Source organism: Halomonas sp. B23F22_20, assembly GCF_043496985.1.
Taxonomy (GTDB): Bacteria; Pseudomonadota; Gammaproteobacteria; order Pseudomonadales; family Halomonadaceae; genus Halomonas.
On the sequence record NZ_JBIEKH010000012.1, the window covers coordinates 92356 to 106183 of the forward strand.

The window sequence follows — 13828 nt, forward strand, 5'->3', positions numbered from 1 at the left end:
GGCACCAGGTGCGGCGTTGTGGTTACTGGATGGCGTTGTGGATGCGCTCGGCGGCGGCATCGAGGGCCGCCTGCGGGGCCTGGCGGCCGCTGCCGATGTTCTGCAGGGCCGGCTCCATGGCCGACCAGAAGGCGCCCATCTCGGGGATATTGGGCATCGGCTCGCCGAGCTCGGCGTTCTCCAGGGTCGCGGCGATCCGCGGGTCGCTCTCCAGCTCCTGCTGGTAGACCTTGTGGGCCACGGCCCCCAGCGAGCCATCGCTATTGAAGGTGCGCAGGCCTTGCTCGCTGAGCAGGTAGCTCTCGAGGAACTCGGTGGCCAGAAAGTCGTTGGGCGAGGCCGAATTGATCATCGCCGTCGTCACCCCGAACATCGGCTTGGCCCGCTCGTCGCCGACCCTGGGCAGCAGGGTCACGCCGTAGTCGATGCCGCTCTTGTCCAGATTGCCCCAGGCCCAGGGACCGCTGATCATGGCGGCCACCTCGCCGCGGTTGAAGCGGGTATCCATCATGCTGTAGTCAGTGCCCTCGGGCAGCACCCCGCTCTCGATGAGTTCCTGAAGATGCTCGGCCCCCGCCAGCGCACCGGCGTTGTTGACGCCGATATCGTCGACGTCGTAGCCGCCTTCGGTGCGCCGAAAGGGGTAACCGCCGTTGGCCGCCAGCAGCGTCCAGCCGTAATACGGCTCGCCATAGTCGAAGAGAATCGCCTTCTTGCCCTCTTGCTCGAGTTCGGCATCGAGCTCTGCCAGCTCGGCGAAACTCTCGGGCGGCGTCTTCACCAGGGCCTTGTTATAGATCAGGCCCAGCGACTCCACCGAGATGGGATAGCCGTAGGTCTCGCCGTTCCAGACCACGGCGTCCCAGGTGAAGTCGAAGTAACGCTCACGGTAGGCATCACCCGGTGCGACGCGCTTGAGCAGCCCACTCTGGGCCCACTCACCCATGCGATCGTGAGCCCAGATGACAATGTCCGGCCCTTGGCCGCTACCGGCGGCTTGCTGGAAGCGGTCGGTGAGGTTATCGGGGTGGACGATGTCGATGGCGATCCCGGTGTCGGCGGTGAAGCGATCGGCCACCTCGCGGATGCCCTCGGGCCCCTTGTTGTCCCCCATCCAGATGGTCAGTGAGTCATCCTCGAAGGCCATCGCCGGCAACGCGGACCCGGCACCTAGCGTGGCGACCAGCAGTGGAGTGAGGAAGGCGTGGCGTCGTGTCATGTCGAGCCCCTTGTTGTTGTGAACCGTCGTCTTTCAGCGAGAAAGCCCGATCCGGCAGGCGGCGGTCTTTCTCTGCGACAAGGGTCGCCAATCGCCCCCCGACCCGCCTCCTCCCCGCGGGGCGCAGGGGTGGCGTATGGGTGGGGCGTAGGGAGGGGGAAGCCAGTCATCCTGCAGGAGGAGGCCAGGTTCGATGCTCGCCGCTAGCATGGGTCGGACCATGCCTTCCCTCCACGACAACCACAACGGAATACCCATGACAGCACAGCAATTGCCCGGTTCGATCGCCCTGGCCGCGACCCTGGCCCTGTCGGCCCCGCCGGCCATAGCCGCCACCGACACCTCCCCTTCCCGGGGCGATCCCCTGCGCCTGGGCGACGCGCAAGCGGTGATGGTGCATCTGTTCGAATGGCGCTGGGACGATATCGCCGCCGAGTGCGAGACCCATCTCGGCCCGGCCGGCATCAACGCCGTACAGGTCTCACCGGCCAACGAGCATATCGCCCTCGACGCCGTCGACGGGGCCTGGTGGGCCCGCTACCAGCCGGTGAGCTATGCGCTGACCTCGCGCAGCGGCGACCGCGAGGGCTTCGCCGAGATGGTCGCGCGCTGCGACGCCGCCGGGGTCGTCATCGTCGCCGATGCGGTGATCAACCATATGGCCGGCATCGGCGAAGGGGTCGGCATCGCCGGTACCGTCTACTCCCCCTTCCACTACGGCGAGCTGTACCGGCCCGACCACTTCCACCACTGCGACCGTCACGGCAACGACCAGATCCAGAACTATCAAGACCGCTACGAGGTGCAGACCTGCCACCTGCTGGGGCTGGCCGACTTGGCCACCGAGCGCGAGGCGATACGCGAGAGCATCGCCGGCTATCTGCAGTCGCTGCTCGACCTCGGCGTAGGCGGACTGCGCATCGACGCTGCCAAGCACATGCCGGCGGCGGATATCGCGGCGATACTCGACCGTCTCGAAGGCGAACCCTATGTGTTCCAGGAGGTGATCGATCCGGGCAGCGAGCCGATCAAGAAGCGGGAATATGCCCCTGCCGCCGCGGTCACCGAATTCGGCTACTCCCAGGACCTGGCCCGGGCCATCAAGGAGGGCGACCTGGCCAGCCTCGAGACGCTGGGCCGGGGCAATGGCTGGCTGACCGGCGACGAGGCCCTGGTGTTCGTCGACAATCACGACAAGCAGCGCGGCCATGTGGGGGGCGACATGCTGATGCACCGCGATGCCCTCTACCCGCTGGCCAACGTCTTCATGCTGGCCTGGCCCTATGGCACGCCCAAGCTGATGTCGAGCTATACCTTCGACAATGGCGACCAGGGCCCGCCCGCACTGGCCGAGGAGGGCTGGCGCACCCGGCCGGTGCATGGCGAGGAGGGCCTGGGCTGCCTGGCCCGCGACGAGCTGGAGCGACACGGCTGGGTCTGCGAGCATCGTTGGCCCGAGATCACCGCCATGGTCGGCTTCCGCGAGGCGGTCGGCGACGCCCCGCTCGCCCACTGGCAGGCGGACGGCGACTCGCGCATCGCCTTCGCGCGCGGCGCGCGCGGCTTTCTGGCCATGAATCGTGCCGATACGACCTGGGCGGCCACGCTCGACACCGGCCTGCCGGCGGGCGAGTACTGCAACCTGCTGGATGACTGCACCACCCGGGTGACGGTGGACGCGGCCGGCCGGGCCGAGTTCGCGGTCCCCCGCGACGATGCCGTGGCGCTGCGCGCCGACCGGCCCGCGCCATGACAACGGCCGGAGCCGTCAGCCGCACCCGAAGCGCGCCAGCTGCATCTCGCCGAGCCGGCTCAGGGTGCGGCGGAAGGGAAAGGACAGGTGCCCGACCCGGTAGAGCTCCTCGAGCGGGACCTCCGCCTCGAGGTAGAGCGGCACGCCCCGGTCATAGCACTCATCGACCAGGGCGATGAAACGCCGCACGCCATCGTCCTGGCGGGTCAGCGCCGGCAGCTCGCGATCGCCGGCCACCACGCGACGGCTGGCATCTTCCGTGCCTCGGGCAATGCTGCCCAGGGCCGGCCCGCCATCAAGCCGCGGCAACTCCCCGATCAGCACATGACGGAAACGATCGCACAGGTCGATGAAGTCCAGCGCCGACAGCGGAGCCTCACACAGGGCAGCAAAGCGACACCACAGCACCGTCTCGCTTCTCGCCTCCACCGGAATGGGCCGGTGGCCGATCTCGACGGGATCGGGCACCCAGCCCTCGCCGGCGCTCAGCGTATCGAAGACTGCCGCCAGGGACGTCGGCTGGTCCGGCTCGAGCACCCAGTAGCGGCGCTGTCCCGCCCCGGGATGACGGCGATGGTCCTGGTCGCCGTCCAGGTGCACCACGCCCATGTGGCGATTGATCGCGTCGATCGCCGGCAGGAAGCGCTCACGGTTGAAGCCGTCCGCATAGAGCTGCTCCGGCGCCTGGTTGGAGGTCGCCACCAGCACCAGTCCCCGTTCGAACAGGGCCTCGAACAGACGCCCCAGCAGCATGGCATCGGCGATATCGTTGACGAACAGCTCGTCGAGACACAGCACCCGCACCTCGGCGGCGAGCTCCGCCGCCAGATGACGCAGCGGATCGGGCGTGCCGGAGAGCTGGAACTGCCGCCGATGCACCCAGCGCATGAAGTGATGGAAGTGCAGTCGGCGCGACGGCACCGTCAGCCCGTCATGGAAGCGATCCATCAGCCAGGTCTTGCCCCGCCCGACCGAGCCCCATAAGTAGACGCCGTCCGGCGCAGGCTCTCCGCGCGCCAGGGCCCGGTGGGTCGCCTCCAACGCCTCGACGGCCCGCCACTGGGCGGGATCTTCGACAAAGCCATGCCGCTCGAGAGCCTCACGATAGACCGACTCGGGGCCGACTGGAGAAGACCGAGCCATCAATGCCATCTCAGCCCCGACGCAGCTTCTGGATCAGCGTCACAGAACCCAGCACCAGTGCGCCGGCCACAAGCCCGATCACCAGATTGAGCAGCATCGGCCCCACACCGTGAACGACAGCCTCGAGTCCCGGCACGGCCAGGTCCGCCTCGGCCACGCCCTGGACGAGATGATGCAGAGCGGGCACGCCGTGGCCGAGGATACCGCCGCCGACCAGGAACATGGCGGCGGTGCCGACTACCGACAGCAGCTTCATCAGCCAAGGCGCGGCAGTGACCAGGCCACGGCCCAATCCGGCCAGGGCACCGTCGTGGCGGCTCAGGTAGAGCCCCAGGTCATCCAGCTTGACGATGCCGGCGACCAGGCCATAGACGCCGGCGGTCATCAGCACCGCGATGCCGACCAGCACCGTCACCTGCTGGCCCAGGGCCGCCCCGGCCACGCTGCCCAGGGTGATGACGATGACCTCGGCGGAGAGAACGAAGTCGGTGCGGATGGCGCCCTTGATGCGCTGACGCTCGAACTCGCGCATGTCGACGCCCTCCCCGGCCAACGCCTCGACGCGGCGCGCATGCTCGGCCTCGTCTTCCTCGCCGTGCAAGAACTTGTGGGCCAGTTTCTCGGCCCCTTCGTAGCAGAGGTAGGCGCCACCCAGCATCAGCAACACCGTCACCAGCACCGGCAGGAAGGCGCTGATCGCGAGCGCCGCGGGGATCAGGATCGCCTTGTTGCGCAGCGAGCCCTTGGCCACCGCCCACACGACCGGCAGCTCGCGGTCGGCATGTACGCCGGTCACCTGCTGGGCGTTGAGGGCCAGGTCATCGCCCAGTACCCCCGCGGTCTTCTTGGCCGCCACCTTGGTCATCAGCGAGACGTCATCGAGCAGGGTCGCGATGTCGTCGATCAGGGTCAGCAGGCTGCTTCCGGCCACGGCGGCCTCCTCGGGTAGGCAATGGGCGAATCGTTCACAGCATAACCGCCCGCTCAGACAAAAAAAGCCCCGCCGGAGGGCGAGGCAACGAGAGAGCATCAGGGGGCAAGGGACATCACAGCTGGAAGGGATAGACGCTGCCCAGCTTGAGCAGGCGGGTCAGCTCGTCCAGGGCGGTGAGCGTCTCGTGGGCGAGCGCCGGGTCGGCTAGGTCGGCCGGCGCCAGGCGATCGCGGTAGTGACGCTCGACCCAGGCGGTGAGTTCACCGTGCAGGGCATCGTCGAGCAGCACACGGCCCGATACCGCGGCCCGCTCCTCATCGGAGAGCGCCACCCGCAGCCGCAGGCAGGCGGGGCCGCCGCCGTTGCGCATCGACTGCTTGACGTCCTTGACCACCACCTCGGCGATGGGGTTGTTGCCCGCCAGCAGGTGATCCTGCAGGCAGCGCCACACCGCCTCGCGCTCCTGGCACTCGCCGGGCACCACCAGGGTCATGGTGCCGTCCGGGTTGCTGAGCAGCTGGGAGTTGAACAGGTACGAGGCCACGGCGTCGTCCAGGCTCACCGCCTCCACCGGCACCCGCACCGGGATCAGCGGCGACGCCATCCTCGCGCGCAGCGCGTCGAGGGTGCCCTGCTCGTCGCGGAAGGCGTATTCGTGGTAGAGCAGCACCGGCCCGTTGCCCACGGCGATGACGTCGTTATGGAAGACGCCGGCGTCGATGGCCTCGGGGTGCTGCTGGGCGAACACCGTCTGCGACGCCTCCAGGCCGTGCTGGCGAGCCACCGCCTGACTGGCCTCCAGGGTCTGGCGGGCCGGGAAGCGCTTGGGCTCGACGCCGTCTCCGCCGAATGCCTGGCGACCGTAGACGTAGAGGTGCACGCCGGGCTCGCCGTGGTCACCGGCCAGTCGGGTGTGGTTGGCCGCGCCCTCATCGGAGAAGGCCGGGGTCGATGGCAGCACCGGGTGATGGGCGAAGAAGCGCTCGTCGCGGAACATCGATGCCAGCACTCGGCCGGTGGTGGCCGGCTCCAGGTAGCGATGGAAGCTCGACTGAAGGTTGGCCGGCGTGAAGTGCACCCGGCGGTCCGGGGCGTCGACGCTCGGCGTCACCGTGGCGGCGTTGGCGGTCCACATGCTGGATGCCGAGCACACCGCGCGCAGCACCTGGGGCGCCTCCTCGGCGGCCCGGGCCAGCACTCGGGCATCGCTGCCGGTGAAGCCCAGCGCGCGCAGGGCGCCCAGGTCCGGCCGCTGCTGTGGCGGCAGCACGCCCTGGGCGTAGCCGGCATCCATCAGCGACTTCATCTTCTCGAGGCCCTGCAGGGCGGCCTCGCGGGGATTGGCCACCAGCCCCTCATGGGTCATCGAGGCCACGTTGCCGTGGGCCAGCCCGGAATAGTTATGGGTCGGTCCTACCAGGCCGTCGAAGTTGACCTCGCGCACGGTCGGATTCGGTGTCTGGCTCACAGCGTCACCCCCGGCGGCAGCTTGTCGGGCAGGCTCAGCGCTTCGCTCTCCATGGAGGCCACCGGATAGGCGCAGTAGTCGGCGGCGTAATAGGCGCTCGGTCGATGGTTACCGCTGTCGCCCACTCCACCGAAGGGCGCGTCGCCGGAGGCGCCGGTGGTCTGGCGATTCCAGTTGACGATGCCGGCGCGGATGCGCAGCAGGAAATCGTCCCAGTCGGCCCGCTCGCCGCCGATCAGGCCGGCGGAGAGACCGTAGCGGGTGTCGTTGGCCAGCCGGAGAGCCTCATCCCAGTCGCGGTAGCGATACACCTTGAGCAGCGGACCGAAGTGCTCCTCGTCGGGAATCTCCAGGCCGGTGACGTCAATCAGCGCCGGAGACAGCAGGCTGGTGCCCTCCTCCAGGCGATGCATGCGCGACAGCACCGTGCCGCCACGGGCCTCCAGGTCGTCCTGGGCGGCCAGCAGGCCGTCGGCGGCCGCCACGCTCACCAGGCCGCCGTAGAACGGAGCATCCTCGCTGAACTGGCCGGCCACGCGAAGCCGCGAGATGGCGTCGGACAGGGCGTCCAGCAGATGGTCGCCCACCTGGCCTTCCGGCACGATCAGCCGGCGTGCGCAGGTGCAGCGCTGGCCACCGGACAGGAAGGCCGACTGCAGGATGGTCAGCACGGCCGCGTCCTGATCGGGCACGTCCTTGATCACCAGCGGGTTGTTGCCGCCGAGCTCCAGGGCCAGGATCTTGTCGAGCTGGCCGGCGAACTGACGCTGCAGCAGGCCGCCGACCTTGGCGCTGCCGGTGAACAGCAGGCCGTCGATGCCGGGATGAGCGGACAGCGCCTGGCCCACCGGGGCCCCGCCCTGCACCAGATTGATCACGCCCTCCGGCAGGCCGGCCTCGCGCCAGCACTGCAGGGTCAGGTCGGCGGTCAGCGGCGTCTGCTCGCTGGGCTTGAAGACCACGGTATTGCCGGCCAGCAGCGCCGGCACCATGTGTCCGTTGGGCAGGTGGCCGGGGAAGTTGTAGGGCCCGAATACCGCCATCACGCCGTGGGGCCGGTGGCGCAGCACGGCCCGGGCATCGCCCAGGTCGCGCTCGCGCTCGCCGGTGCGCTCCTGGTAGGCGCGGATCGAGATCGCCACCTTGCCGATCATCGCGCCGACCTCGGTGCGCGCCTCCCACAGCGGTTTGCCGGTTTCGGCGGCGATCGCCGTGGCAAGATCCTCGCGGTGGTTTTCCAGCACCTCGCGGAAGCGTTCGACCATGGCCTGGCGTGCCTCGAAGGGCTGTCGCGCCCAGCCCGGGAAGGCGGCGCGTGCGGCGTCGACGGCGGCACCCACCTGGGCCTCGGAGGCGGCGTAGCCATGCCACAGCGCCTCGCCGGAGACCGGATCCTGCTTAGAGAAGCCCTCGGCCTCGCCGTCCTGCCACTGGCTGCCAATCAGCAGTCGTTGCATCGCCTTCATCATGCCTCCTCGTCGCTATCCAGAATGCGCAGGGTGTCGCCGGAGCCGACCTCGAGAAGCGCCGCCTCGGCCTCGCTCAGGGTCACCACGCCGTCATCGTCGGGGCCACGCCCCAGCCAGGCCGCGCGGAACCCGGCCATGGAGGTGGTGGCGGCCAGCCAGCGCGGCCGCTCGGCCTGGGCAAGCTCGCCGGCCTTGACCTCCACTCGGCAGGCCCGCGACAGGCGCACGCCGCGCACGTCGTCGACATAGGCTTCCACGGTGGGGCCACCGTCGAAGATGTCGATGAATCCTTCCCAGCGCAGGCCCTCCTTCTTGAGCATCGCCAGCGCCGGGCGGGTGTGCTCGTGGACCTGGCCGATGCAGGCCCGGGCCTCCTCGGAGAGGAAGGGGGTGTAGATCGGGAACTTGGGCATCAGCTCGCCGATAAAGCTCTTCTGGCCTAATCCCGTCAGCCTGTCCGCTTCATTGAAGTCCATGGGGAAGAAGTTGCTGCCCAGGCACTCCCAGAAGGGGCTGCGGCCCTCGGCGTCGAACACCCCGCGCATCTCCGCCAGCACCTTGTCGGGGAAGCTGTCGCGAAACTCGGCCATGAACAGCCAACGCATCATCGACAGCAGCGCGCCGTTGCGCTCGTGCCGACGATCGGCGCCGCGATACTCGGGACGCAGGAACAGCGAGGCCACCTCGGCGTCACCGGTATGGTCCGAACTCAGGAACAGGGTGTCGATGGTGCGGTGCAGGTCGAGCTGCACCGAAGAGTGAGCCAGGGTACCCACCCGATAATGGTAGAAGGGCACCTCGCGGCCCACCTGGCCCTCGATGGCGCAGCAGCCGGCCAGCTTGCCGGTGGCATCGTCCTCGAGCACGAAGAAGTAGAGACGCTGGTCCACCGGGGTCTGCTGATTGAAGGCACTGACCGCGGTATCGATCTTGGCGGCCAGGAAGTCGCGGTTGTCGGGCAGCGAGGTGAAGCCCACCCCGGTTTCTCGGGCCAGGGCCTGCAGCTCGTCCAGGTCGGACGGGGCAATGGGTCGGATGCGCATCACAGCTCTCCCTCGTCGTAGCCCGGGTCATGCGCATCGCCCGGCAGGGCGAGCGGCGCGGCCAGCACGGCGCGGCCCTCCTCCACGCCGAGCTGCTCGGCGTGTTCCGGCGACAGCATCAGCTGGCCGGTGGGCGACAGCGCGTAGCGCGCCACCACACAGCGGAAGTCGCGCAGCCGCTGGTTGGCCACCATCGCCGGTTCGGCGTCCGGCAGCGAGTGGGCCGGGCGGATGCGTACCGGGTGCCAGGCGGCGCGCCGGAAGCTCGAGAGGCGGTCGCGCTCGGCCTTGATCACCGGGCCGGCGTCGAAGATGTCGACGTGGCGCGAACGCAGGAAGCCCTCGCCCAGCATCTCGTCCATGGCCGACTCGTGGTCCGGGTGCTCACGGCCGATGGCGGCCCGCGCCTGGGGCGTGAGCAGCGCCAGGTAGAGCGGGAACTGGGGCATCACCTCGGCGATGAAGCTCTTCGAGCGCACCCCGGCCACGTAGTTGATCTCCTGGTAGTCGCGCACGAAGAAGTGGCGCCCCACGCTGTTCCAGAACGGCGACTGGCCGCCCTCGTCCAGGTAGCCGGGAAAGGCCATGGCCAGGATCTCGGCGAAACGCTCAGGGTACTGGGCAATGAACATCAGCCGCGCCCGGCGCAACAGGCTCTCGGCGCTGGTGCCGCGATAACGCGGGTCCAGCGAGTAGGCGCACAGCAGGCTCGCCTCGGAGACCTCATGGGACAGCGACAGGGTCTGCACCTCGCGGCGCACGTCGAGCTGCTGCGAGGCGTGGATCAGGGTCTCCTGCCGGTAGGTGTAGTAGGCCTCACGGGCACCGGCCTGGGCGCGCACGGTGGCAGTGCCCACCACCTCGCCGCGCTCCTGGTCCTCGAGCACGAAGGTGTAGTGCTCGTCGCCGGGGAATTCCACCTCGGCCTCGAAGGCCCGCTGGGAGCGCGTGATGCGCTCCTCCAGGCGGTCCCGATGGGCCGGCAGGTTGGTCAGGCGCGGCGTGGCGTTGCTCGCCAGCCGCTCCAGGGCCGGCAGGTCCGCCGGCCGGGTGGGACGTACGACCAGCATGGCTTGGCCTCCCGCGGGTGGTTCCGGATCTCGCATGGCGTGGCCGCGGCTCACTGGGCGGCCACCAGCCGGGCAATGGCCCGCTCCAGGCGCGCCATGCCCTCGGCGATGTCGGCCTCGGGGATCACCAGCGAGGGCGCCATGCGCAGCACGTTGGGGCCGGCGACCAGCGCCATCAGGCCCTCCTCGATGGCCAGCGGCAGGATGTCCTTGGCACGGTTCTGATAGTCGTCGCTCATCTCGGCGCCGATCAGCAGGCCCATGCCGCGGATCTCCTTGAACACCCCATGCTTGCGGTTGATCGCCTCGAGGTGCTCGCGGAACAGGTCGTGGCGCTGCTTGACGCCACCCAACACCTCGGGAGTGTCGATATGCTCCACGGCGGCCAGGGCCACCGCGGAGGCCAGGGCGTTGCCACCGTAGGTGGAGCCGTGGGTGCCGATGGCCATGGCCGGAGCGATGCGGTCGGTGGTCAGCATGGCGCCCACCGGGAAGCCGCCGCCCAGCGACTTGGCGCTGGTCAGGATGTCCGGGGTCACGCCGTATTCCATGTAGGCGAACAGCGAGCCGGTGCGGCCCACGCCGGTCTGCACCTCGTCGAAGATCAGCAGGGCGTCGTGCTCGTCGCACAGATCGCGCAGGCCCTGCAGGAATGCCGGATCGGCGGGCAGGATGCCACCCTCGCCCTGCATCGGCTCGACCATCACCGCGCAGGTGTCGCCGTCGATCAGGTCGCGCACGCTGTCCAGGTCGTTGAACTCGCCGTGGACGATGCCACCCGGCACCGGACCGAAGCCCTGGGAGTACTTGGGCTGGCCACCGACGCTGACGGTGAAGAAGGTGCGGCCATGGAAGGACTGGTAGAAGGACACGATGCGATGCTTGTGCTCGCCGTGGGTGTCGTGAGCCCAGCGGCGCGCCAGCTTGAGCGCGGCCTCGTTGGCTTCGCCACCGGAGGAGCACAAGTAGACCTTGTCGGCGAAGGTGCGCTCGACCAGCGAGCGCGCCAGCTTGAGCGCCGGCTCGTTGGTGTAGACGTTGGAGAGATGCCACAGCTTGTCGGCCTGCGCCTTGAGGGCATCGACCAGCACCGGGTGGCAATGGCCCAGGGAGTTCACCGCGATGCCGCCGGCGAAGTCGATGTACTCCTTACCTTCCTGGTCCCACAGGCGGCTGCCCTCGCCACGCACCGGAATGGCCTTCTGCGGCGCGTAGTTGGGCACCATGTACTGGTCGAAATCGCTGCGGGTCGGGGTCTGGGTCATGTCGTTCTCCGTTGTCTCGAGCCAGCCGGGCTCGTTCAGGATGAATCGGATCATTCGAGTATAGGGAGCGCCTCACGGGGGGGCTTTCAGCAATGGGACGGCGATTTGTGAAAAAGGCAGGGGCGCCTCGACGCGCCACCGTGCCGAATCAGCTAAGGTGATGGCCTGATCGGAGAACTTCGCATGTTCAACACCACCGCCTGGAACCGCCTGCGCTACGACCTCTATGCGCCGGTCTACGACATGGTGGCCGAACGCGCCTTCCGCCGGGCGCGGCGCACGGCCCTGGGCCAGGTGCACTGGCGCCCCGGTATGCGGGTGCTGCTGGTGGGCGCCGGCACCGGCCTCGACCTGCCATGGCTGCCGCGAGACATCGAGCTGCACGCCACCGACCTGTCCCCGGTCATGATGCGGCGCCTCGAACGCCGGGCCGAGACGCTGGGGCGGGACGTCGCGGTCGAGGTGATGGATGCCGAGGCGCTCGACTTCCCCGACGGCCAGTTCGACGTGGTGGTGATGCACCTGATCCTGGCGGTGATGCCCGACCCGGCCCGCGGCCTGGCCGAGGCCCGCCGGGTGCTGGTCGAAGACGGCCAGCTGTGCGTGATGGACAAGTTCCAGGCCGACGAGCGTCCGGCCGGCCTGGGCAGGCGGGCGCTGAACCTGGTCACCTCGGCGATCGCCACCGATATCACCCGCCAGGCCCGACCGCTGTTGGAAGGGGCCGGTTTCATGATCGAGGCCGACCGGCCGGTGATGATGGGTGCGCTGTTCCGTGCCCTGCTGGCGCGCAAGGCCATGCCTGAAACGTGAGTGCTCGAAGAGTAAGGGGCCGATGCGTGACGGCGTTCGTCGACGTCACCCATCCGACCTCACCATGCCGCCAGGCTCAAGCCGACGTCGCATGGCGCCGCCGCCATTCCCGGGGCGAGTCCGCCTCGAGACGCTTCCAGACGCGCCTGAGCTGGCGGTCGTCGCCCAGTCCGACCTCCCCGGCGATGCGCGCCAGGCTCCAGGGCGTCTCCTCCATCAACTGGCGCGCCAGCTGCAGGCGCAGCCGCGTCAGGTAGTCCCCGGGCGACATCCCCGCCACGGCGACGAAGCGGCGACGCAGGTGGCGCTCGCTCATCGCCGCGGCATCGGCCATGCCGGCCAGGGTCCAGCGCTCCCGGAGCCGCGCGCAGAGCGCGTCCTGCAGGCGGTGGATGCGCTCGTCGACATGGTTGCGTCCCGCAAGCCAGCCGGCCAGCTGGGGCTCGTGCCCGCTGCGCCGAAGGTAGAGCACCATCTCCCGGGCCACGGCCAGCGCCAGGCGATGCCCCAGGCGCCGGGTCAGCCAGTGCAGCATGGTGTCGATGCCGGTGGAGATGCCGGCGCTGGTCAGGCAGGGCCCGTCCTCGATAAAGATGCAGTCGCCCTGCACCCGGGCGTCGGACGCCAGCTCGCGCAAACGCGCCAGCAGGGTGTGATGGGTGGTGCAGCGCCGCCCGTCCAGCAGGCCCGCCTCAGCCATCAGCAACGAGCCCGAGCAGATGCCCATCAGGGTATCGGCCTGGCCAGCATGGCGGCGCAGCCAGTCGACGCAGGCCGGCTGCAGGCTTGGGTCGATACCGCGACGATACTGGCCGGGCACGACCAGCAGGTCCAGCGGCGCGAGCGCTTGCGGCAGCGGTTCGATGCCACCGAGCGTCAGCGGCCCCAGCCAGTCCAGCGATGCGCGGGGGCCGAAATAGCGAATCGCCAGGCCGCCCGCCAGCGTCTGGGCGGCGTGCAGCACCTGCAGCGGTCCGACCAGGTCCAGCGGCACCTGGCCGGGGAGCATCAGCACCCCGACCCGCAGCTCGCTCCGCTCAGGCGGTGACACCGCACCACTCCTTCTTCAGGGTCGCCACGTCGACGATCCGCGCGAAGCGCCTCTCCAGCACCAGCTCGGTGCGCGCCCGGATCTCCTCGGCGCTCCAGGTACGACCATGGCGCGTCATGGGGAAGGTCAGAGTCGCCTCGCCGACGAAGTCCACCGCGAAGCCGAGGTCCGATGCCACTCGCGTGGTGGTCTCGCAGCACTGCTCGGTGCGGATGCCGCTGACCACCACCCGGCGAATGCCGCGCTCGCGCAGCCAGGCTTCGAGCCTGGTGTCGGTGAAGGCGTTATGGGCACGCTTGTGGAAGGTCGCCGCGGCGGCGTCATCGAACCCGTCGAGCGGACGTATCAGGCCACGTTCGGGATCGAAGGGTGTGCCGCTATCCGGCTCCTCGTGGAAGATGCGAATCAGCGGCAGGCCCGCCTCACGGGCCAGATCCAGCAGCGCGCGCTGGCGCGCGCGCCAGGGGCCGGCCAGGGCCTCGTCCCAGTAGTCACGGGCAGGAAAGGAAGCCTGGACATCGATCAGCAGCAGGGCGGTGGTCATGGGTCGAGTCTCTCATGGGGAGTGGAGTGACCACCATAGCGCCGAAGCACGGATGC

12 protein-coding genes are annotated in these 13828 nt (G+C 69.2%); 2 read left to right on the forward strand and 10 right to left on the reverse strand.

Features of this window, described 5'->3' with window-relative positions:
- Positions 1 to 22: 22 nt before the first annotated feature.
- A complete protein-coding gene (gene malE / locus ACGTN6_RS11790) occupies positions 23 to 1219 on the reverse strand; it encodes a maltose/maltodextrin ABC transporter substrate-binding protein MalE (RefSeq protein ID WP_394591731.1) in 1197 nt (398 codons plus the stop codon).
- A gap of 256 nt (positions 1220 to 1475) precedes the next feature.
- Here malE and ACGTN6_RS11795 point away from each other — a divergent pair, with 256 nt between their 5' ends.
- Positions 1476 to 2972 carry an alpha-amylase gene (locus ACGTN6_RS11795; protein WP_394591732.1) on the forward strand — a complete coding sequence of 499 codons (1497 nt, stop codon included), beginning with the start codon at positions 1476 to 1478 and terminating at the stop codon, positions 2970 to 2972.
- 15 nt (positions 2973 to 2987) lie between these two features.
- On the opposite strand, the gene zapE is transcribed toward ACGTN6_RS11795, so the two are convergent.
- The 7 genes from zapE to ACGTN6_RS11830 form a co-directional block, all read right to left on the reverse strand.
- The gene (gene zapE, locus ACGTN6_RS11800) at positions 2988 to 4115 is read right to left on the reverse strand and encodes a cell division protein ZapE (protein ID WP_394591733.1); all 1128 of its coding nucleotides are present in this window, start codon (positions 4113 to 4115) and stop codon (positions 2988 to 2990) included.
- A gap of 10 nt (positions 4116 to 4125) precedes the next feature.
- On the reverse strand, positions 4126 to 5046 hold the full coding sequence (locus ACGTN6_RS11805) for a DUF808 domain-containing protein (protein WP_394591735.1): 921 nt from the start codon (positions 5044 to 5046) through the stop codon (positions 4126 to 4128).
- A 115-nt stretch (positions 5047 to 5161) separates the two neighbouring features.
- Positions 5162 to 6517, reverse strand: a complete 1356-nt coding sequence (gene astB / locus ACGTN6_RS11810; protein ID WP_394591737.1) for an N-succinylarginine dihydrolase — start codon at positions 6515 to 6517, stop codon at positions 5162 to 5164.
- Positions 6514 to 7983, reverse strand: a complete 1470-nt coding sequence (astD, locus tag ACGTN6_RS11815; RefSeq protein WP_394591823.1) for a succinylglutamate-semialdehyde dehydrogenase — start codon at positions 7981 to 7983, stop codon at positions 6514 to 6516. The genes astB and astD overlap by 4 nt, the downstream gene beginning before the upstream one ends.
- Complete coding sequence (gene astA / locus ACGTN6_RS11820; protein ID WP_394591739.1) at positions 7983 to 9029, reverse strand: arginine N-succinyltransferase; 1047 nt, start codon at positions 9027 to 9029, stop codon at positions 7983 to 7985. The genes astD and astA overlap by 1 nt, the downstream gene beginning before the upstream one ends.
- The gene (locus tag ACGTN6_RS11825; RefSeq protein ID WP_394591741.1) at positions 9029 to 10099 is read right to left on the reverse strand and encodes an arginine N-succinyltransferase; all 1071 of its coding nucleotides are present in this window, start codon (positions 10097 to 10099) and stop codon (positions 9029 to 9031) included. The genes astA and ACGTN6_RS11825 overlap by 1 nt, the downstream gene beginning before the upstream one ends.
- Positions 10100 to 10149: 50 nt before the next feature.
- Positions 10150 to 11364: an aspartate aminotransferase family protein gene (locus tag ACGTN6_RS11830; RefSeq protein WP_394591742.1), complete on the reverse strand. Its 1215-nt coding sequence runs from the start codon at positions 11362 to 11364 to the stop codon at positions 10150 to 10152.
- Between the two features lie 183 nt (positions 11365 to 11547).
- On the opposite strand from ACGTN6_RS11830, the gene ACGTN6_RS11835 reads away from it, so the two are divergent.
- Positions 11548 to 12177: a class I SAM-dependent methyltransferase gene (locus ACGTN6_RS11835; RefSeq protein WP_394591744.1), complete on the forward strand. Its 630-nt coding sequence runs from the start codon at positions 11548 to 11550 to the stop codon at positions 12175 to 12177.
- Positions 12178 to 12253: 76 nt separating this feature from the next.
- Here ACGTN6_RS11835 and ACGTN6_RS11840 read toward each other — a convergent pair whose 3' ends face one another.
- Positions 12254 to 13228, reverse strand: coding sequence for a GlxA family transcriptional regulator (locus ACGTN6_RS11840; protein WP_394591746.1), 975 nt, complete (start codon positions 13226 to 13228; stop codon positions 12254 to 12256).
- Positions 13215 to 13772, reverse strand: coding sequence for an isochorismatase family protein (locus ACGTN6_RS11845; RefSeq protein WP_394591748.1), 558 nt, complete (start codon positions 13770 to 13772; stop codon positions 13215 to 13217). Before ACGTN6_RS11845 ends, ACGTN6_RS11840 begins: the two co-directional genes overlap by 14 nt.
- Positions 13773 to 13828 lie beyond the last annotated feature (56 nt).

Bases quoted from the DNA above. Each gene is read 5' to 3' on its own strand.
- ACGTN6_RS11830 (WP_394591742.1), bottom strand. From the start codon at position 11,364: ATGACCCAGACCCCGACCCGCAGCGATTTCGACCAGTACATGGTGCCC.
- ACGTN6_RS11795 (WP_394591732.1), top strand. From the start codon at position 1,476: ATGACAGCACAGCAATTGCCCGGTTCGATCGCCCTGGCCGCGACCCTG.
- astA (WP_394591739.1), bottom strand. From the start codon at position 9,029: ATGCGCATCCGACCCATTGCCCCGTCCGACCTGGACGAGCTGCAGGCC.
- ACGTN6_RS11835 (WP_394591744.1), top strand. From the start codon at position 11,548: ATGTTCAACACCACCGCCTGGAACCGCCTGCGCTACGACCTCTATGCG.
- ACGTN6_RS11825 (WP_394591741.1), bottom strand. From the start codon at position 10,099: ATGCTGGTCGTACGTCCCACCCGGCCGGCGGACCTGCCGGCCCTGGAG.
- malE (WP_394591731.1), bottom strand. From the start codon at position 1,219: ATGACACGACGCCACGCCTTCCTCACTCCACTGCTGGTCGCCACGCTA.
- astD (WP_394591823.1), bottom strand. From the start codon at position 7,983: ATGAAGGCGATGCAACGACTGCTGATTGGCAGCCAGTGGCAGGACGGC.
- zapE (WP_394591733.1), bottom strand. From the start codon at position 4,115: ATGGCTCGGTCTTCTCCAGTCGGCCCCGAGTCGGTCTATCGTGAGGCT.
- ACGTN6_RS11845 (WP_394591748.1), bottom strand. From the start codon at position 13,772: ATGACCACCGCCCTGCTGCTGATCGATGTCCAGGCTTCCTTTCCTGCC.